This is a genomic window from Enterococcus casseliflavus NBRC 100478 (assembly GCF_001544095.1).
GTDB lineage: Bacteria > Bacillota > Bacilli > Lactobacillales > Enterococcaceae > Enterococcus_D > Enterococcus_D casseliflavus.
Genome location: NZ_BCPT01000004.1, coordinates 44,226 through 65,523, shown reverse-complemented (window position 1 = coordinate 65,523; position 21,298 = coordinate 44,226). Strand labels below are relative to the sequence as shown.

At 44.5% G+C, this 21,298-nt stretch carries 14 protein-coding genes; 7 read left to right on the top strand and 7 right to left on the bottom strand.

Annotated features, from left to right (window positions below):
- The first annotated feature begins 94 nt into the window (after window positions 1-94).
- A complete protein-coding gene (locus tag ECA1_RS04680; protein ID WP_236596111.1) occupies window positions 95-1,102 on the top strand; it encodes a helix-turn-helix domain-containing protein in 1,008 nt (335 codons plus the stop codon).
- Window positions 1,021-1,512, top strand: coding sequence for a hypothetical protein (locus tag ECA1_RS17760; RefSeq protein ID WP_236596110.1), 492 nt, complete (start codon window positions 1,021-1,023; stop codon window positions 1,510-1,512). Before ECA1_RS04680 ends, ECA1_RS17760 begins: the two co-directional genes overlap by 82 nt.
- Window positions 1,513-1,724: 212 nt before the next feature.
- Here ECA1_RS17760 and rpoC read toward each other — a convergent pair whose 3' ends face one another.
- Together rpoC and rpoB are read right to left on the bottom strand one after the other, a co-directional pair.
- A complete protein-coding gene (gene rpoC, locus ECA1_RS04675) occupies window positions 1,725-5,375 on the bottom strand; it encodes a DNA-directed RNA polymerase subunit beta' (RefSeq protein WP_015510610.1) in 3,651 nt (1,216 codons plus the stop codon).
- Between the two features lie 87 nt (window positions 5,376-5,462).
- Window positions 5,463-9,080 (bottom strand): DNA-directed RNA polymerase subunit beta, encoded by a 3,618-nt coding sequence (gene rpoB / locus ECA1_RS04670; protein ID WP_008381746.1) that lies wholly within the window; start codon window positions 9,078-9,080, stop codon window positions 5,463-5,465.
- A gap of 433 nt (window positions 9,081-9,513) precedes the next feature.
- Between rpoB and ECA1_RS04665 the strand changes: the two genes are divergently transcribed.
- Complete coding sequence (locus ECA1_RS04665) at window positions 9,514-10,476, top strand: biotin--[acetyl-CoA-carboxylase] ligase (RefSeq protein WP_060791872.1); 963 nt, start codon at window positions 9,514-9,516, stop codon at window positions 10,474-10,476.
- A 326-nt stretch (window positions 10,477-10,802) separates the two neighbouring features.
- Here ECA1_RS04665 and menA read toward each other — a convergent pair whose 3' ends face one another.
- The 3 genes from menA to pplA form a co-directional block, all read right to left on the bottom strand.
- On the bottom strand, window positions 10,803-11,756 hold the full coding sequence (gene menA, locus ECA1_RS04660) for a 1,4-dihydroxy-2-naphthoate polyprenyltransferase (RefSeq protein ID WP_060791871.1): 954 nt from the start codon (window positions 11,754-11,756) through the stop codon (window positions 10,803-10,805).
- Between the two features lie 12 nt (window positions 11,757-11,768).
- Window positions 11,769-12,845, bottom strand: coding sequence for an FAD:protein FMN transferase (locus tag ECA1_RS04655; RefSeq protein WP_005230331.1), 1,077 nt, complete (start codon window positions 12,843-12,845; stop codon window positions 11,769-11,771).
- A 263-nt stretch (window positions 12,846-13,108) separates the two neighbouring features.
- A complete protein-coding gene (pplA, locus tag ECA1_RS04650) occupies window positions 13,109-14,047 on the bottom strand; it encodes an extracellular electron transfer flavoprotein PplA (protein WP_016608361.1) in 939 nt (312 codons plus the stop codon).
- Window positions 14,048-14,317: 270 nt separating this feature from the next.
- Here pplA and ECA1_RS04645 point away from each other — a divergent pair, with 270 nt between their 5' ends.
- From ECA1_RS04645 to ECA1_RS04630, 4 genes are all read left to right on the top strand, one after another.
- Window positions 14,318-16,258 carry an NAD(P)/FAD-dependent oxidoreductase gene (locus tag ECA1_RS04645; RefSeq protein WP_005230327.1) on the top strand — a complete coding sequence of 647 codons (1,941 nt, stop codon included), beginning with the start codon at window positions 14,318-14,320 and terminating at the stop codon, window positions 16,256-16,258.
- A gap of 206 nt (window positions 16,259-16,464) precedes the next feature.
- A complete protein-coding gene (locus ECA1_RS04640) occupies window positions 16,465-16,872 on the top strand; it encodes a NusG domain II-containing protein (protein ID WP_010748871.1) in 408 nt (135 codons plus the stop codon).
- Window positions 16,873-16,882: 10 nt separating this feature from the next.
- Window positions 16,883-17,443 carry a Gx transporter family protein gene (locus ECA1_RS04635; RefSeq protein WP_005232987.1) on the top strand — a complete coding sequence of 187 codons (561 nt, stop codon included), beginning with the start codon at window positions 16,883-16,885 and terminating at the stop codon, window positions 17,441-17,443.
- Between the two features lie 11 nt (window positions 17,444-17,454).
- A complete protein-coding gene (locus ECA1_RS04630; protein ID WP_010748870.1) occupies window positions 17,455-18,441 on the top strand; it encodes a polyprenyl synthetase family protein in 987 nt (328 codons plus the stop codon).
- A gap of 163 nt (window positions 18,442-18,604) precedes the next feature.
- On the opposite strand, the gene gor is transcribed toward ECA1_RS04630, so the two are convergent.
- Window positions 18,605-19,951 (bottom strand): glutathione-disulfide reductase, encoded by a 1,347-nt coding sequence (gor, locus tag ECA1_RS04625; protein WP_060791870.1) that lies wholly within the window; start codon window positions 19,949-19,951, stop codon window positions 18,605-18,607.
- A gap of 93 nt (window positions 19,952-20,044) precedes the next feature.
- Entirely contained in the window at window positions 20,045-21,286 is a 1,242-nt protein-coding gene (locus tag ECA1_RS04620) for a peptidase U32 family protein (protein WP_008381725.1), read from the bottom strand.
- Between the last annotated feature and the right edge of the window lie 12 nt (window positions 21,287-21,298).

Here is a 21,298-nt window from a genome sequence, read left to right as displayed (position 1 = left end):
GTGGGATGTATTCAAAAAAAATACAACACGCAATTTTTTTGAATACATGTAAAAACGTGATACTATTTACTTAAAAGGGGGCTCAGGGGCAATCATGTTACGGAAATTGTTATCATCTACAACACAAAAGAAACTACAGCTGATTGAGTATTTATTAGACGATCAGGGGACGAGTCTTCACGATTTGGCAGTGAAATTTTCCATTTCAATGTCTGCAGCGAAAACCTATATCGCGGAAATCGACAATGAATTTTCGTTTCTGGACTTACAATTTGACGATTATTCAGCTGTTCGCCTACACTTGCAGCCTTTCGCTACTCGACTAGACGTATACAGCCAGTTTTTAAATCGCTCGTCTGCGTTTCAATTGTTAGAACTACTCTTCTCATCAAGTTTCACTAGTTATGACATGCTGGCACTAGAATTAAATTTAAGCAAGTCATCGATCATTCGTTTGATCAAGAGGATCAATTTGGTTCTGGCACCGTATGATTTCTTCATCGCAACCAAACCCATCCAGTTAAAAGGAAATGAAAACAATATTCGCCAATTTTTTCTGATTTTCTTCTTAGAGAAGTACCAGTATGAATTTGTGGATGCCAACATTAACCAAGAGCAGGATTTCTTGAAGATCGCCCGTATCATGGCTGCTGCGACACCCTTAAAACTTTATTTTTCCGACATCAAAAAAATTGCCTTTGTAATCTATATCAACACGAAGCGCGATCGCTTATACGCTTCCAATCCCAATGGGAACCACATCGAATATTTCTTAGAAAAAATCGATTTAAGCGAATTTACTGGCTACAGTCGTGCTTACGTCGAGAAAATGGTCGGCTATATCACAACCCATATCGGTCAAGACCCCGCTGTCTTTCGCGAGACCAAACAAGAGTTTTATCAAATGACCAAGCGTATATTTAAAAATACAACTATCATGAAGCCAATTTTGAAGAGAAGTTGGATGCCGTCGTCTTTTCCTATTTTCTTGGAATCAACTTGCAGGTTCCTTACTGCATCTTGGATGATCGCTTTGCTCGTTTTGTCAATAACTGTGATTTGGTCCAACAGACAGTCAATCAAGACATCGTTCAGGTTTTGACCCATTCGAATTTGCCAATCATTCGACCAAGTACGATCAATTACCTAATTTATATTTTCCATACCTCTTTTCCAAATTTCGCCAAAGAAATCATCGATACCCACGCTGACTTTCGCTTAGCTTTGTTTTATGATACAAATAGTTACCATACGGAATTTATCCAGACGAAAATCCAACAGTTTATTCCTTATCAGCTAACAATCACGATTTTAAATCCTCTGGACTCGTTTTCTCTGACCAAACTGGACGAGACTTATGATTTGATCATCGGCAATCTGACCCCCTCCTGCAGAAAAAATTTGTTTCATTATGCAGACATCAACCTGACTTCGAATGACTTGGCGTTTATCGCTCGGCAGATTCAGGAAAAGGGGATTCGGATGCTGCAAGAACGGCAAGAGGAAAACTAATACACCAAAAAAGCACCTTCGAAAGAGTTGAATGACATACGCCAAAGAACAATTTGAGCGCATGTCGGGATTCATCATACTTTTGAAGGTGATTTGTTTTGCACATATGACCTAACAACATTAATTTCTATAATATAAACAAAAAAAGCTTGCCATTCCGAAGAATGACAAGCTTTTCCGTCACACTGAGTCAATCAGATGCTGGGCATTGATTAGTTTTGGCTGTTCAATGCGTCTTCAGCAGCCATTTGTGCTTCGATGTCTGAGATGCTGTAGACATTTTCGCTGGCAACTGTTACTTCTTTTGGTTCCATTTCACGGTAACGAGGCATACCAGTACCAGCTGGGATGATCTTACCGATGATAACATTTTCTTTCAATCCAAGAAGAGGATCTTTCTTGCCGCGGATCGCTGCATCGGTCAACACACGAGTGGTTTCTTGGAAGGACGCAGCAGACAAGAAGCTGTTGGTTTCCAAGGATGCTTTCGTGATCCCTAATAGGACTGGACGGCTAGTTGCAGGAACGCCGCCGGCTACCAATGTGTCGTAGTTGCGGTCTTTAAAGTCGGCGATATCCAACAATGTTCCTGGCAAGATGCCTGAATCACCTGGATCCATGACGCGGACTTTACGCAGCATTTGACGAACCATTACTTCGATATGTTTGTCGCCGATTTCTACCCCTTGCATACGGTAAACGCGTTGAACTTCCCGTAATAGGTAGTTTTCAACCGACAAGACATCGCGAACTTGTAACAGTTGTTTTGGATCGATCGATCCTTCCGTCAATGGCGCACCACGATGGATAAAGTCGCCTTCTGCTACTTTCATCCGAGCAGTATAAGGAACGGTATACGTACGCGTATCGGTTTCCCCTTTGATGGTCACTTCTTTGGTCCGAGTTGAAGGGTCTTCTGAGATATCGATGACTTCTCCGGTAACTTCGGTAATGACCGCTTGTCCTTTCGGATTACGGGCTTCAAAGATTTCTTGGACACGAGGGAGACCTTGCGTGATATCGTCTCCGGCAACCCCGCCGGTATGGAAGGTACGCATGGTCAACTGAGTACCAGGTTCACCGATTGATTGGGCAGCGATGGTACCGACTGCTTCCCCAACTTCAACTTCAGAACCAGTGGCTAAGTTGCGGCCATAACAATGTTTACATACACCATGTTTGGTGTTACATGTGAAGACAGAGCGAATGGATACTGTTTCGATGCCAGCGTCCACGATGGCTTTAGCTAAATCTTCAGTGATCAATTCATTGACCCCTAGAAGGACTTCGCCAGTTTCAGGATGGATCACTGATTTACGTGTGTAACGTCCAATCAAACGTTCTTCTAAGGATTCGATGATTTCGTTTCCTTCGCGAATTGCTTGAATGTCTAAACCACGGTCAGTACCACAATCGTCTTCACGGATGATGACATCTTGGGCAACGTCAACTAAACGACGTGTCAAGTAACCGGAATCGGCTGTTTTCAAGGCGGTATCGGTCATCCCTTTACGGGCACCATGGGTCGAGATAAACATTTCCAAGACAGATAGACCTTCACGGAAGTTTGAGATGATCGGCAATTCCATGATTCGTCCGTTAGGCGCGGCCATCAATCCACGCATCCCAGCAAGCTGAGTAAAGTTGGAGATGTTACCACGGGCACCGGAATCAGACATCATGAAGATTGGGTTTTTCGCTTCCAATGATTCCATCAGTTTTAACTGAATTTCATCTTTGGCTGCATTCCAAACACCAATAACTCGTTCATAACGCTCGTCATCGGTAATCAAACCACGACGGAATTGTTTCGTGATCGTTTCTACTTGTTTGTGGGCATTGTCGATGATGTCATGTTTTTCGTGCAAGTTCATGATATCAGCGATACCAACGGTGATACCTGCCATTGTTGAATGGCTGTATCCTAAGTCTTTCATGCGGTCAAGCATGCGTGACGTTTCAGTGATGCGGAAACGTTTGAAGACTTCTGAAATGATGTTTCCTAAGTTTTTCTTCTTGAATGGGCCAACAAGCTCTTGTTCTTTGATGAAGGCAGGCACATCTGTACCAGCTTCAATAAAGTACTTGTCTGGTGTTTGAACCGTCAAGTTGTAGTCAGTCGGTTCGTTCAAGAATGGGAATTCTGGCGGCATGATCGAGTTGAAGATCACTTTACCTACCGTTGTTACCATCAAGCGTTGTTTTTGTTCAGACGTGAATGGTTTGTCCCCTAAAGTGTTTGGATTGATGGCGATCCGTGTGTGTAAATGCACGTAGCCATTGCGCCATGCCGTAACTGCTTCGTCCATGTCACGGAAGATCATGCCTTCCCCTTCACGGCCTTCTTCTTCCATCGTCAAGTAGTAGTTTCCTAGGACCATATCCTGAGATGGTGTTACAACTGGTTTTCCGTCTTTTGGATTCAAAATGTTTTGAGCTGCTAACATCAGCATACGTGCTTCTGCTTGCGCTTCTTCGTTCAATGGTACGTGAACGGCCATTTGGTCTCCATCGAAATCGGCATTGTAGGCTTCACAAACAAGTGGGTGCAAACGAATGGCACGGCCTTCAACTAAGACTGGTTCAAATGCTTGGATACCTAATCTGTGAAGCGTAGGTGCCCGGTTCAATAGCACTGGATGTTCTTTGATGACATCTTCTAAGACATCCCAAACTTCGTCTTCTTGACGCTCGATTTTGCGTTTGGCATTTTTGATGTTTGACGCGATTTCACGAGAAACAAGCTCCCGCATCACGAATGGTTTGAACAATTCGATCGCCATTTCTTTTGGCAGACCACATTGATACATTTTCAGGAATGGACCAACGACGATAACTGAACGTCCTGAGTAGTCGACCCGTTTTCCTAGCAAGTTTTGACGGAAACGACCTTGTTTCCCTTTCAACATGTGAGAAAGAGATTTCAATGGGCGGTTCCCTGGTCCTGCAACTGGACGGCCGCGACGACCGTTATCGATCAAGGCATCGACTGCTTCTTGCAGCATCCGTTTTTCATTTTGAACGATGATGTTTGGTGCATTCAAGTCTAACAAGCGTTTCAAACGGTTGTTACGGTTGATTACACGACGATACAAGTCGTTCAAGTCACTTGTGGCAAAACGTCCACCTTCTAATTGCACCATTGGGCGCAAATCAGGCGGGATAACTGGGATAACGTCCATGACCATCCAGCTTGGTTTGTTTCCTGAAGCACGGAATGCTTCTAAGATATCCAAACGGCGGATCGCACGCGTCCGTTTTTGACCAGTTGCGTTTTTCAATTCTTCTTTCAATTCAGCAACTTCGCCTTCAAGATCAACGCCATCTAATAATTGTTTGATGGCTTCGGCACCCATCGCTGCTGAAAATTCTTGACCGTATTGGTCACGTTTTTCACGGTATTCCCGTTCAGTCAATAGTTGTTTTTTCTCAAGGCTGGTGTTTCCTGGTTCAATCACTACGTAAGAAGCAAAGTAGATGATTTCTTCCAATGCACGTGGGCTCATGTCTAAAACAAGACCCATCCGTGAAGGAATGCCTTTGAAGTACCAAATGTGTGATACTGGTGCTGCTAGTTCAATGTGTCCCATGCGTTCACGACGCACTTTTGAACGTGTTACTTCCACGCCGCAACGGTCACAAACGATGCCTTTATAGCGGATCCGTTTGTATTTGCCGCAAGCACATTCCCAGTCTTTGGTTGGACCGAAAATACGCTCGTCAAACAACCCTTCGCGTTCAGGTTTTAACGTACGGTAATTAATGGTTTCTGGTTTTTTTACTTCACCATAAGACCAGCTTCTGATTTTTTCAGGAGAAGCCAAACCGATTTGCATACTTTCGAATTTATTTACATCGATCAAAAAAGGTTCCCTCCATTTCATTTCATGGACATATCCGATAGAACGGGGGCTATTTCCGCTGGTGGCGGAAATAGCGAGGGCCGTCTATTATTGCAAGCGATCTTCTGCTGTCTCGATTTGTTGGTTCAACGCGTCGGCGGCATTTTTAGCTTCTGTTTGTGCTTTTTGTTCTAATTCGCGGGCTGTTTGTTGCTCCGCAAATTTTGTTAAGGCATCAACGGTGATCAAATCATCATCGTCATCATCCATATCACGCAGTTCGATCTCTGCATCATCGATATCTAGGACACGCATGTCTAGACCCAGTGATTGCAATTCTTTTACTAATACGCGGAATGATTCTGGTACACCTGGTTTTGGAATTGGTTCCCCTTTGACGATCGCTTCGTATGTTTTCACACGACCAACCACATCATCTGATTTGTAGGTCAAGATTTCTTGCAAGGTGTAAGCAGCACCGTATGCTTCCAGTGCCCAAACTTCCATCTCTCCGAAACGTTGTCCACCAAATTGGGCTTTTCCTCCCAATGGTTGTTGAGTAACCAATGAGTAAGGTCCAATGGAACGGGCATGCAATTTATCATCGACCATGTGGGCCAATTTGATCATGTACATGACACCAACGGAGATGCGGCCATCAAATGGTTCGCCGGTACGTCCGTCGTAAAGCACTGTTTTGGCATCGCTGGCCATTCCTGCTTCAGCAACCGTTGCCCAAACATCTTCATCGCTGGCTCCATCAAAGACTGGTGTTGCCACGTGAATGCCTAATTGACGCGCAGCCATTCCTAAGTGTAACTCTAATACTTGTCCAATGTTCATCCGAGAAGGTACCCCTAATGGGTTCAGCATGATATCGACTGGTGTGCCATCTGGTAAGAAAGGCATGTCTTCTTCTGGCATAATGCGAGAAACGACCCCTTTGTTTCCGTGACGTCCGGCCATTTTATCCCCTTCATGGATTTTCCGTTTTTGAACGATATAAACGCGAACCAGCATGTTCACACCTGGTGACAATTCATCGCCAGCTTCGCGGGTAAAGATTTTGACATCGTGGACGATTCCGCCGCCGCCGTGAGGCACGCGTAGAGAAGTGTCACGCACTTCGCGGGCTTTTTCACCAAAGATTGCGTGCAACAAACGCTCTTCTGCTGAAAGTTCCGTTACCCCTTTTGGCGTGACTTTCCCAACAAGCAGATCGCCATCTTTGACTTCCGCACCAATGCGGATAATGCCCATTTCGTCTAGGTCTTTCAACGCGTCTTCCCCAACGTTCGGGATTTCGCGAGTGATTTCTTCAGGTCCTAATTTTGTGTCGCGGGCTTCTGATTCATATTCTTCAATATGGACAGAAGTGTAAACATCATCTTTCACCAAACGACGGCTCATGATGATGGCATCTTCATAGTTGTACCCTTCCCAAGTCATGAATGCGACTAAGACGTTTTGTCCTAGTGCCATTTCGCCTTGTTCCATAGATGGGCCATCTGCTAAGATGTCGCCTTTTTCCACTTTTTCACCAAGTGCCACTAATGGACGTTGGTTGTAGCTGGTTCCTGAGTTTGAACGACGGAATTTGGTAACAGAATAAACGTCCAATGCGCCATTGTCACGACGAACGCGCACTTCGGCTGCATCCACGTATTCTACGATCCCATCATGTTTACATAACAAAGCAGCTCCTGAGTCATGTGCTGATTTGTATTCCATACCAGTACCAACCCAAGGTGCTTTCGGATTGATCAATGGTACAGCTTGCCGCTGCATGTTGGCACCCATCAAGGCACGGTTGGAGTCATCGTTTTCCAAGAAAGGAATACATGCGGTTGCGACTGCGACTACTTGTTTTGGTGATACGTCCATGTAGTCGACTTTATCGATCGATACTTCCAAGTTTTCAGAAGTAGCACGCGCCATAACAACGTCGTTTACGAAAGAGCCGTCTTCATTTAACAAGCTGTTTGCTTGGGCCACAACGTAGTGGTCTTCGGTATCGGCAGTCAAGTAATCGATCTTGTCTGTAACACGGCCTGTTTCGCGGTCAACTCGACGGTATGGTGTTTCAATGAAGCCATACTTGTTGACTTTGGCATAAGAGGCCAAGCTGTTGATCAACCCGATGTTTGGTCCCTCAGGCGTTTCGATCGGACACATACGGCCATAGTGGGAATAGTGAACGTCTCGGACTTCATAGCCAGCACGATCACGCGTCAAACCACCAGGTCCTAAGGCAGATAGACGACGTTTATGGGTCAACTCACCCAGTGGGTTTGTTTGGTCCATGAACTGTGACAACTGAGAAGAACCAAAGAATTCTTTGATACTTGCGACTACCGGACGAATATTGATCAATTGTTGCGGTGTCAAGGTTTCGGTGTCTTGGATCGACATCCGTTCACGCACGACACGTTCCATCCGAGCAAGCCCGATCCGGAATTGGTTTTGCAATAATTCACCAACAGAACGAATCCGACGGTTTCCTAAGTGGTCGATGTCATCGACATTGCCAATGCCTTCCATCAAATTGAAGAAGTAGCTCATTGAAGCAATGATGTCTGCTGGACGAACCGTACGTGTAGCAGTATCTGGATAACCATTACCGATCACGTTGACTTCTTGTTCTGGATCTTTTGGTGAAAAGACTTTGATGACTTGGACTGTCATTGGTTCGGTAACGACCCCATCTTCTGATGGATAGTACGTTACACTGTTTAGGCCATTATCGATAAATGCGCCTAGTGTTTCCATGACTTGGTGAGTCAAAACAGTGCCTTTTTCAACAATGATCTCGCCTGTTTCAGGGTCAACCAAGGTTTCTGCTAAGGTCAAGTTCAATAGACGTGTTTTCAAGTCTAATTTTTTGTTTACTTTGTAACGACCAACATTTGCTAAGTCGTAACGTTTTGGATCGAAGAAACGTGCGTTCAGCAAGCTACGTGAGCTGTCTGCTGTTTTTGGCTCGCCTGGACGAAGACGTTCGTAAACATCTTTCAATCCTTCTTCGGTACGAGAATCGCTTGCGTTTTTATGCAAGTCTTTTTCGATCGTGTTGCGCAATGATTCACTGTCGCCGAAAATTTCAAAGATCGTATCATCAGAACCAAACCCTAGGGCACGGACTAAGACCGTCAAAGGAATTTTACGGGTACGGTCAATCCGTACGTAAGAGATATCTTTGGCATCAGTTTCCATTTCTAACCACGCACCGCGGTTAGGGATAACAGTTGAACCAAAGCCTTCTTTGCCGTTTTTATCGACTTTGCCATGGAAATATACACCTGGAGAGCGGACCAACTGAGAAACGATAACCCGTTCTGCCCCGTTGATGATAAAGGTTCCTTGTTCAGTCATTAATGGGAAATCACCAAAGAATACTTCTTGGGATTTGATTTCCCCAGTTTCACGGTTCGTCAAACGCAAAGTAACATGTAATGGTGCCGAATAGTTTGCATCATGGGCACGGGCTTCTTCTACTGTATACTTTGGTTCTTTCAATTCATAATCCACAAATTCTAGGGACAAGTTACCGTTGAATCCTTCGATTGGCAAAATATCTTCAAACATTTCTCTTAGGCCCTCATCTAGGAACCATTGGTAAGAGTCGGTTTGAATTTCAATCAAATTCGGTAATTCTAATACTTCACTGATCCGTGCGAAACTTCTACGTTCGCGATGCTTTCCGTATTTTACTACGTGTCCAGCCAAGCTCTTCACCTCTTCATAAAGTCTTTCAAAAAGGCTATCCGATTATTTACAAAACTGTAACAAATATTAAATATAGGTTACAGAAAGCATTTTTTGCGGCTTTTAGGCAAAAAAAAACCAAAAATAGAACGGATGCATTGGGCATTTTCTACTTTTGTTTCCTTATTCCTAAGCCGAAACGGACAATATTTCGTTTCTGCTTTTTTCGTTCAGATAGTTTTTGCAACTCCTTATTATACAGATGAAGTACTTTTCTGTCAAGCTTTCATTGGAAGTTACAATGCTTTTCTGACGCACCCATTTCCTAAGATTTTCTAAAGAAAAAAACGAACCTAGTGCGGACTGTTTTTCGTAAGAAACTACTTTGCTTTTTGCCGATTTCTTGCTATGCTAACGAAAACGTTACACGTGAAACATTAGGAAGGATATCCTTATGACGACAAAAGAAAAAATACTGACCTTATTACAAAAAGAAGATACTGTACTGTCCGGAGAAAAACTAGCCCAAGCCTTGTCGATCTCTCGTACAGCAGTCTGGAAAGCCATTAAAGAACTTGAGAAAGAAGGCTATCATTTCGAACACTTGGCCAACGGCTATCGCTTTGTCTCCGCTGACCGCTACGATCAAGCAGCACTTGCAGCCGCCTTGCCGATGATCCCCACGATTCAAATCAAGGATGCTGTTGAGTCTACTATGAAAGAAGCCAAGATCGCCGCTTTGGACAGTGGACTGGCAACCCCCGCCCTTTTTTTGACCGAAACGCAAACAGGCGGCCATGGCCGCTTCGAACGACCGTTTTTCTCACCGAAAAAACAAGGGATCTATATGAGCTTGCTCTTAAAACCCAACCAAGCGTTTCAAGAATTGCCGCAATATACCGTTTTGGCTGCGGTGGCAGTCGCAGAGGCCATCGATGCCCTTCTAATGAAGGAAACGGCCATTAAGTGGGTCAACGATCTGTACTTAGATGGAAAAAAAATCTGCGGTATTTTGTCTGAAGCAACCAGTGACTTTGAAACAGGCCGCATTACCTCGGTTGTAATCGGTATCGGCATCAGTTTTTCGATTCCGCAACAGCAGTTTCCAGCAGAGATTCGGGAAAAAGCGACCTCACTCTTTCCTGGTGAAGAGTATCCAACCTTTTCTCGGGCAACCTTGATCCAAGAAATTTGGCGTCGGTTCTTCCAATTATTGGCGCAACTGCCTGACATGGATTATATGGCCCGCTATCGGCAGAAATCCTTCGTTTTGGGCCGCACCGTTCAGTTTACACAACAAGGTGTGACCTATGAAGGAATCGCCAAAGACATTACTAACACCGGTGAATTAGTGGTGGAAACAGCAACGGAGCGCAAGGTGCTTTCTTCTGGGGAAATCAGTTTGGAACGGTATTGATGCTGCAAAAAGTCGCAAATCCGCTTGATGATTCGCTGCTTTCGTAAGGAATCAGTCAAGCATAAATGCTCCATAAACAGACCTGCTTATTCCGAGGGGTTAAATAAACAAACAACCTTGGCAGCTCCCCTTTCTATCGGGATTAGCTACTGTCACCAAAACTTTACTGTTGCAATGAGGATCGCAAAGAAAGCGAGTCTCATCGTTTCATAATAAGTAGGATGCTTGTTCTTTTATCATGTCTTTTCTACAGTTTTTATGCGCTCTTTCATTCCCCACATAAAAAAGATCGACCTGCTCTTTCAAGAGCGGGTCGATCTTTTCTTTTACAGCAATTGCCACAGCAGACACAAAAGTAAGCCCAAGGCATAGCTGCTGTTGAATAAAATCATGTTCTTAATCGAATAGCTGAAGCTACGTGGGTGGGGCAGGCTGGCTTGATGTTCTTTCAAGTTTTGGCGGATTTTTGGCAGTGTTAGAAACACGAGCAAAATCGGCCATTGAAAGAGTCCAAACAAGAGGCCCAATAAGATAGCGGCATAAGACGCCAACATCATGCCTTGAAACAGACGGATACCTGCTTCGCGACCGATGTAGTACACCAGCGTGTAGCGATGGTTTTCGATATCAGCTTCCAGATCCCGTAAGTTATTGGCTAACATGATGTCAGCAATCGTGAAAATCAACGGCAAGGATGCCAACACGATGGCGCACACGGCCCAGAGGTTCCCCACTAAGCCAAAGGTTCCATTCGCAAAATCCAGTGCCAGATAAAACACTTTTTGATCAATGGTATTGATATAGATCGTGATGGCAAAAATCCCTAATCCCATCGTTACACCGCTGAACACCTCGCCTAAAGGCATTCGCGATAACGGAATGGGGCCAAAGGTATAAAAGACCCCGATAAAACAAACCACCAGCCCCATCACTAGCAGCAGCCAGCCGGTAACAAAGGTCAAGTAAAGACCGATCAGTAAGGTTCCTGCCAGCATCGCAAAAATCAGATTGCGAACAGTAGCTTCTGAGATGTTTTCGCGCCCGATCACATTGTGCTGGTATTTGTAGGTCTCTGATTTGGCTTTTTTGAAATCCATATAATTGTTGATGGACGTCGTCGTCAAATCAAACAGCAGCATCCCCAGAAAAAAAATTACAGTATTCAACGGATGAAATTCATGAAAATACACCAACGAGAACAACACACCCATAATGAAGGGGAAGACACTCGCCACCTTGGTGCGGATCTCCACCACTTCTAAAAACACTGAAAGAGACATCTTTCACTCCTCCTATTCTAAATCAGCACGATCACCCATCGTGTAGCCTGATTCCTCTGAAAGCTCAAAGGTATCTTTGATGCCGTCTGTTACGTACACTTTATCTTCTTTTGTGATAAAGATCGCATCGGTTCCCTTTTCGGTATGCTGTTCGATATAAGCCAAGCCTTCTTTGACTCCTTTATCAAATGCCACCGTAGTCAACCCGTCACCATCGATGGATTTGTCAGTGATCACAGTCACACTTGCTACATCGCTATCGTAAGGATAGCCCGTCTCAGAATCAAAAATATGGTGATACGTTTTGCCGTCTACTTCTAAGTAGCGTTCGTAGATCCCTGAAGTAACTACTGTTTTATTGGTTTCTTTGATACTGCCGATAATCGAGCCGCGAGATTTGTTTGGATCTTGGATTCCGACATTCCATGGCTCATCTGCACCGCGGTTGCTATGACCTAACACATAGACATTCCCGCCCAAATCGACGATCGCGGAAGTCACGCCATTGTCCTTCAGCACTTTGACGACTTCATCCGTGATGTAGCCTTTGGCGATCGCCCCAAGGTCAAGGATCATGTCCTTGTCTTTTAAATACACCGTGTGGTCTTCGTCGTTAAACTCGACTTGTTCATAATTGATATGTTTCAACGCTTCATCGATCTCAGATTGTTCTGGCTTGCGGGCATCATCAAAGCCGATTCGCCATAATTGGGTGATCGCACCGATGGCCATATTAAAGCCGCCTTCTGATTTCACACTATAATCATAGGCTTCTTTCAACAAATAATAGATATCATCTGAAACCTTCACTGGCTTGATGCCAGCTTGCGCATTGATTTCATCGATCTCTGACCCTGCTTGGTTGATGGTGATTTTATCGCCTAACTCTCTGATGCGGTCAAAGGCAGGCTTCATAGCGTCCTCTTTGCCTTCATCATAAATGCGAATCCGAGTATACGTACCTAATAAAAATTCTTCTTGAAAATATGGTTCTTCTCGCAGCGTCGTTGCTTCCTGATCACTGCCGCAGGCTGCCAACATTGTGCCTAAAAAAACAAACATCAGAAAAAACGTTACTTTCTTTTTCATGATTTTCCTCTTTTCTATTGTCTTCAACCTTCATATAATAGCCTTTTTTTGGCAGAATGAAAAGGGGCATTCCGTGATTCCTCAACGTATTTTAGGAATCCTTAATCGAACCTTTTCTTCTTTGTAAAAAACAGTTCTTTTTAAAAAAAACTTCCCACCAGATTGCTTCCTTTTGCACGAACTTGCTTTTGTGACCTTGTTGCCCACGAAAAAAAAACAGCACTCAAAACGAATGCTGTCCTCTTAATGGAAAGAAGTTGTGATTATTCAGTAACGAAGTTATCCACTTCGATTGTTGTTTGGTCGCCTTTTTCAGCGGCATTCAACAATTGTTGTGCATAGATAACAAAGCTGTGGAAGCTGTGGGTTGCCCCTGAAACAACATCCATGTCTGCCACAGAGCCGTCTTCGGCATTGACTGCAGAAACAAAGGCTTCATTGAAGTTTGGAATGAACTCTTCTGGACTTGTACCAGATTTTGCTTCCATGTTTTCGTTGTATGATGCATCATCTTTTTTCGACTCGCCTGCTTCGTTTAGGTAGTCGTAGTTTGATTCAGAGATTTTGCCGTCAGCTACAGTCATTGAGAAGACTACGCGGTAACCGTTTGAGTAGTTCTTTTCTTCTAATGTATAGGTTCCGTCTTTCAAGTCTGCACCATTGTCGATTTCAATGGTTTCCGTGTTGCCTGCTTGCGCCGCTTGAATCAATTGTTGTGCATAGTTTTGGAAGGAATCAAAGGAATGAGTCGCGCCAGAAACTACTTCGATTGAAGAAGGGCTTTGTGCGGCAACTAACTCTTCATTGAATTTAGGAATAAATTCTTCTGGGCTGATGCCTGCTTTTTCTTTCATTGTTTCATTGTATTCAGTGTTTTCTGTTTTTGATTCGCCATCCGCATTGACGTTGTCATATTTTGATTCAACGATTTTGCCGTCTTTGACTGTGATCTCAAATGTGACACGGTAGTCGTTTTTATAGTTCTTTTCTTCTAAACGATACGTACCATCTTGCATTGGCTCGCCTGCAACGACGGTTGCTTCTGAGCTTTCTGTAGTTGCAGAATCGCTTGCAGAAGTTTGTGATGTACTTTCACTAGTTGACGAAGAACCTGTATTGTTGTCGTCTGCTCCGCATCCCCCTAACAATAATGCTGCGAATGAAAATACCGCCATACCTACAATCAATTTCTTTGCTTTCATAATTATCCACCTTTTACTTGTTTATTTTCCCCACAAAAAAGTTTGTGATACATCTAACATTGTAAAGTAAATTTACGAGATGTCAACCGCTTCCTTTCCGCTTTTTCAATAAAAAATGACTTATTTTTTGATTTTCGCAAGTTTTCACGAATTTCAGGAAATATGCGTTTTTTTCATCAGAATCGTTAGACAAATGAACCATTTGTCTATATAATAGGAACGATTGTGTAATTATTATCATAGATTATTTTTATTAAGGAGAGATTTGCAATGGCAAAGAAAAACATTGTCGTTGTCGGTGCCGGTTATGCAGGCGTTTCTGCTACGAAGTACATGGCAAAGAAATTGAAAAAAGACAATGATGTTGAGATAACATTGATCGACCGTCACTCTTATCATACGATGATGACTGAACTGCATGAAGTCGCTGGAGGACGTGTAGAACCTACCGCAATTCAATATGACTTGCAACGCTTGTTCTCACGCAAGAAAAATGTTCGTTTAGTAACCGATACAGTAACTGGGATCGATAAAGAAAATAAAACCGTCCAAACAAAATTAGGCAGCTATTCATTTGACTACTTGATCTTAGGGATGGGTGGCGAACCGAATGACTTCGGTACACCTGGTGTCAAAGAAAATGGCTTTACTCTATGGTCATTTGACGATGCTGTCCGCATTCGCGAACACATTGAAAAAACTGTCGCAAAAGCAGCGATCGAACCAGATGCAGCATTACGTAAAGCAATGTTGACGTTTGTCGTTTGTGGTTCTGGGTTTACTGGGATCGAAATGATCGGTGAACTGATCGATTGGAAAGATCGTTTAGCTTCCGATTATAAATTGGACCCAAGTGAAATCAGCTTGAAAGTCGTTGAAGCAATGCCAACGATCTTAAACATGCTTGATCGTAACGATGCAGCCAAAGCAGAACGTTACTTGAAGAAAAACAATGTTGATCTTGTCTTGAATGCACCAATCGTTGAAGTGGCACCTGACCACATCAAACTAAAAGATGGTTCAACGATCCCAACCCACACATTGATCTGGACTGCCGGCGTCAAAGGAACTAGCGATGCTGCTGATTTCGGTTTAGAAACCGCTCGTGGTTTCCGTCTAGTTGCCAATGAGTACATGGAAGCAAAAGGCTACGAAGACAAAAACATCTATATTATTGGTGACTTGGTTTACTTCGAAGAATTCCCGAACACACCAACACCACAAATCGTGCAAGCAGCTGAACAAACTGGGCACACTGCAGCAACGAATATCGTTTCAGCCATCAAAGGCGGCGAAAAACATAAATTCAAAGGAAACTACCAAGGATTTATGGTTTCCATCGGTGCCAAATGGGGCGTGGCGAACTTATTCAATAAGATTCACCTGAGCGGTTTCTTAGCGATCATTATGAAACATATCGTTAACTTGAAATACTTCTTTGATATTCGTTCTGGTTACTACATGTTCCAATACTTGATGCATGAAATCTTCCACATCAAAGATGACCGGACAGTCGCTCGTGGTCATACGTCTCGTTACGGAAACGTCTTGTGGAGTGTTCCGCTTCGTATTTTCTATGGTCTTGTCTGGTTCGTTGAAGCCTTCAAGAAAATTTTGGGTACGAATGGGGAAGTCTTCAAACCTGGTACTTGGTTCGGTGAAGGTTCTTGGTTCCAAGGCAACAGCGTTTTCCCTTGGACTTGGGAATATCAAACAGTCGCTGATGCAGCAAGTGGTGCTAGTGAAGCAGCCGATGCAGCAAGTGCCGCTAGTGGTGCCGGTGAAGCAGCCGATGCAGCGACACAAGCCGCACACTTCGGTTTGAGCTATGCCTACGGTGAGCAACCAATGATCGTGATTGAAAAATCACCTGACTGGTTCACAAAAGTTATGCAATTTATCATGCCAAACAACGACGTTGCCATGTTCTTCCAAAAATTCATGGTCTTCTTTGAAATTGCTTTAGCTCTTGCATTGATGGCTGGTCTCTTCACTTGGTTAGTAAACGCAACGACTATCGTTTTAGTGTTGACTTTCTGTATGTCTGGTATGTTCTACTGGGTAAACATCTGGTTCATTCCAGTTGCATTTGCCTTGATGAACGGTTCAGGACGCGCAGTCGGTTTAGACCGTTGGGTAATCCCATGGTTGCAACGTACCCTTGGAAAATGGTGGTACGGTACCCCTCGCTCCTTATACGGCAATAAATAAGCCAGCAAAATAGAATACCTGTACGACTTCATGAGACTAAGACATTCTGATTTTCAATCAGTGTCTTGGTCTCTTTCCAAGTACAGAACTTTTTCTTGATCGTCCTTGCACAGAAATCGGTGGATTATTGAGGATTCAGCTAGTAGAATCTTGTCTTCTTATGCTAGAATGAGACACATCACATGAAAGAACAGGAGTCTTTTTTGATGAAACTAAAAGAATTTATCCGCGATGCCCATTTAAAACCATGGGATGGCGTCATCATACTTGTTTTGATCCTCAGCTCTTTTTTACCGATTTTTATTTTTGGCCAGACGCAAACAGCGGACAAAGAAGCCGTCTTGCGGGTCGATGGGACAGAAATCAAGCGTTTTGACTTAGTTGAAGGTCAAAAAACGTACACCTATCTTTATGAAGATGAAGATGGCGATACCAATTTACTGGAGATCGAAGGGGATCGGATCCGAATCAAGGAAGCCGATTGCGGCGACCAGATTTGTGTCCGCCGTGGCTGGGCCAGTAAAAATGGGGAAACCATTGTCTGTCTGCCTCATAAATTGGTGATCGAAATCCAAGCCGCAGATGGGAGTGAGACCGACGATCTAATCTATTGATCGTTTGCTTATGAGTCGATTACAACGAATAATTTTCATCTCACTGCTGGTCGCCCAAGGGGTCGTGATTGGTTTAGTTGAAAATATGATCCCTTATCCATTTGCCTTTGCGCCTGGTGCGAAACTAGGTTTGGCAAATTTAATTACCATTATTGCTTTGTTCACCATGCCAAAAAAAGACAGCTTTCTCTTAATTTGGCTAAGACTGATCTTAACGACGTTACTAGGAGGAACGGTTTCGACCTTCTTATATAGTATGAGCGGTTCCTTACTGAGCTACTTTGGGATGTCTTTGGTGAAACAGTTGGGGCCTAAGCGTGTCAGTATCATCGGCATTAGTGCGGCCGGCGGTTTCTTACACAACGTCGGACAGTTGATCACTGCCTCATGGATCGCTCAATCCTGGAGCGTGATGCTCTACTTGCCGGTCCTGTCTTTCTTTGGGATCTTGTCCGGGATCGCTATCGGAATCGCCGCCAACTACTTGCTGCGCCGTGTCGAAACACTGCGCCGTTTTCAAATTGATTATGAACGCCAGACCAAAGTCAAATGGCGCTCGGATTCAGAATAAAGGAGTTAATTATGAAACTTCATTCCATGTGGCAAGAGTATCCAGCACTGCAAGCTGACTTATCTGCCTCCTTGCAATTGATGGAAAAATCATTAAAACTAAAAAACAAAGAGGTCGAACAAGCGATCCTGTCCATGATCCATTCAGGTGGGAAACTGCTGCGTCCTGCTTATCAGCTGCTCTTTTCTGCTTATGGCAGCGACAAAGATCGCGAAAAAGCCGTCGCATTGGCGGCCTCGATCGAAATGCTCCACACTGCCTCGTTGATCCACGACGATATCGTCGATCATGCGGACACCCGCCGCAAGCTGCCGACCATTCGTTCCGAATTTGGCAACGATGTCGCTGTCTATGCTGGTGATTACCTCTTCGTCTGCTGCTTTAAATTGATGGCGGATTATGCCAGCTCCATGAAAAGCTTGCAGATGAATTCCCGTAGTATGGAAAAAATCCTGGCCGGCGAATTAGGACAAATGAGCAAACGATACGATTTGTCCGTCACTGTCGAGGATTACTTAGAAAACATTCGCGGCAAAACCGCTGAGTTGTTTGCTTTAAGCTGCTTCATCGGGGCTTACGAAAGCGGCACCTCCTTGCGCTTTGCCAATCAAGCCCGTGAGATCGGTGAAGCCATTGGCCTTGCCTTTCAAATCATGGATGACGTCTTGGATTACAGCCAAGATGCGGCTGCTTTAGGGAAACCAGTATTGGAAGATGTTCGGCAAGGCGTCTATTCCCTGCCGCTGTTAATGGCACTAAAAAGTGACCGCCAACAGCTGCTCCCATTGCTGGAAAAACAAGACGCCATGACGGACACCGACACCCACGAAGTCTATCGGATCGTCCAAGAAAGTGCTGGGATCGAGGAAGCCAAGAAACTCGCAGCCGACTATACGAAAAAAGCTTTGCAGGCGATCCAGAAATTACCTGAGACCAAAGATGAAACCAAAACGTATCTTTACCAGATCACTGCTCAGATCCTTGGGCGTCAGAACTGATCAAGGATCTAGCATAAACCCAGTAGCTGGGATCATACTGAAATAAGTCCCCAAGCTTAGATTTTTGATCTACCTTTGGGGGCTTTTTAGTTGATAGCTAGAATTTTATACGCAAAAAAAACCTCAACTGACAAATCATCTGTCAGTTGAGGTTTTTTTTCTTTTAACGCATCGTCACAAATTCTTCTGACCCCGTCGGATGAATGGCAACGGTTTGATCAAAGTCTGCTTTTGTAGCACCCATTTTGATGGCTACAGCGAAGCCTTGCAGCATTTCATCGACACCGATCCCGATGCCGTGCAGACCGATGATTTTTTCTTCTTCTCCTAAGCACACCAGTTTCATCTCACATTTTTGGCGATACTCATTTAAAGCAAAGTACATCGGTGTAAAGCGGGAACGATACACCTTTATCTGCTCTTGGCCGTATTTTGCCAAGGCTGCTTCTTCGGATAAACCAATCGTGGCAATCGGTGGATGCGTAAAGATGACCGTCGGTACTAAGTGATAATCCAAGTACGCATCGCTTTGACCGTTGAACAAGCGTTCAGACAAGCGACGACCGGCGGCGATCGCAACCGGGGTCAAATCCAATTTTCCAATGACATCGCCCACTGCAAAAATCGAGTCAGCCGTAGTAGTTTGATATTTGTCCACAATGATAAACCCTTTTTCATCCAATTGGACATCGGTGTTTTCTAGGCCTAACTTATCCGTATTCGGCACGCGACCACCAGCAAAAAGGACGCAATCGCCGGTCAAGGTTTCGCCATTTTCAAAGTGAACGATATACTCGTCACCTTCTTTAATGATACGAGAGGCAACGTAGCCTGCATAAGTTTCGATCCCTGATTCTTGGTACATCTCCACGAGGTTATCCGCAAGCATCTTGTCAAAGGTTCGTAATGGCCGCTCTTTGCGGTACGCCCAAGCCACTTGGCTGCCCAGCTGTTGGCTGACACCGCTGATTTCGGCTGCGATGTAGCCTGCCCCTAAGACGACCATACGCTTTGGTGCTTCTCGCAGCGCAAAAAAACCATTCGAGTCAATGGCGTACTCACCGCCGGGAATATTCATCGCGCTAGGTTTTCCACCGGTGGCGATCAAAATGTTTGCTGCATGGTAGTTTTCCCCATTGACGGTAATCGTGTGGTTATCCACAAACTGTGCATAACCGTGGATAACTTCTACATTATTGCTGTCTAAGCCTTTTTGATAGGCTGTGTGTAAAAAATCAATGTATTTTTCACGGTTATCCACAAGCTCAGTAAAATCAAATTTATCCACATGTGGATAAATGCCGTAGCTAGTTGCGTCCCGTTTGATCATTTCTAACATCTCACTGGCTTGCCACATGACTTTTTTCGGTACACAACCGACATTGACACAGGTGCCACCTAATTCATTGCCTTCGATCAATAATACTTTGGCGCCGTGCATCCCTGCACGATTGGCTGAGGCGATCCCGCCGCTGCCGCCGCCAATTACTATGTAGTCGTATGTTTCCATATTTGTTGTTTCCTCCTTGAGATTGTCTATGTTCTCATCGATCCTTTTTGGCTGGATTGATTCAACAAAAAAAGCCGAGAGAAACTCTCGACCTTATTTTTTCTTCCGAATCATGTCTCCGACTTCCACCGGTTCTTTGACCGGCATCGTCAGCAGCATCATAGGATTTGGTGCACGATCGATGGATTCACCGTCTTCATTATACATGACTTCGACGGTTTGGTGAAAGTGATGGAATCCGGGACCGTAAAATTCGATTTCATCGCCAACGGAAAAGTGGTTCCGTTGCCGAATCGTAGCTGTTTTTGTTGCCGGATCATACGCCATGACTTCCCCAATAAATTTGTATTGCGGAATTTTCCGACGCGGACCAAACAACTGCTCATTTTCACTTGGGGTATCGTAGTAAAAGCCTGAGGCAAGCTCTCGCTGCGCAACTTTCCACAGTTCATCGATCCATTCTTGTTTGCAGACATAGTTCTCTGGATCGGCCATGTAACTGTCCACGGCTGCTTTATAAACGTTCGCCACGGTTGAAACATAGTGGATCGATTTCATGCGGCCTTCGATTTTGAAACTATCCACGCCGTTTTCAATCAAATCAGGGATATGTTCGATCATCGACATATCCACGGCACTCATGGAAAACTCTTCTTCCACTGTCCCGTTTTTAGTCAAACTGTTTCGTTCCGTTGCAAAGGGCATGTCAAACAGATCATATTTCCAGCGGCAAGATTGCGAACAGCCGCCGCGATTGGCGTCTCGCATCGACATATGATTGGACAAAGTACAACGGCCAGAATAAGAAATACACATGGCGCCATGAATAAAGGCTTCGATCTCCACGCTAGTATTTTTGCGGATCTCAGCGACTTCCTCCATGGACACTTCTCGGGCGAGAACGACCCGTTCTAGGCCTTCTTCCCGCCAAAATTCCAATGTTTCATAGTTCGTGGCACTGGCTTGGGTGGACAAATGGATCGGTAGACCTGGCGCTTCTGTTGCGCAGATCTGGATCAAAGCGGGATCAGAAACGATCACTGCCGAAATACCGACATCTCGCAATTCCCGAAAGAATTCCCCTGCACCTTCTTGATTGCCCTCGTGGGTCACCATGTTGGCTGCTACATAGACTTTTGCGTTGTGGGCTTTGGCAAAAGCCACCCCTTCCGCCATTTCTTCATAGGTAAAGTTTCCCGCGCGACTCCGTAGACCATAGGCATTGCCGCCGATATAGACAGCGTCAGCGCCATAGTGGATCGCTGTTTTTAATTTTTCTAACGTACCAGCTGGTGCTAACACTTCTGGTCGTTTCAATGCTTGTTTAACGGTCATTTGTTCTTGCTC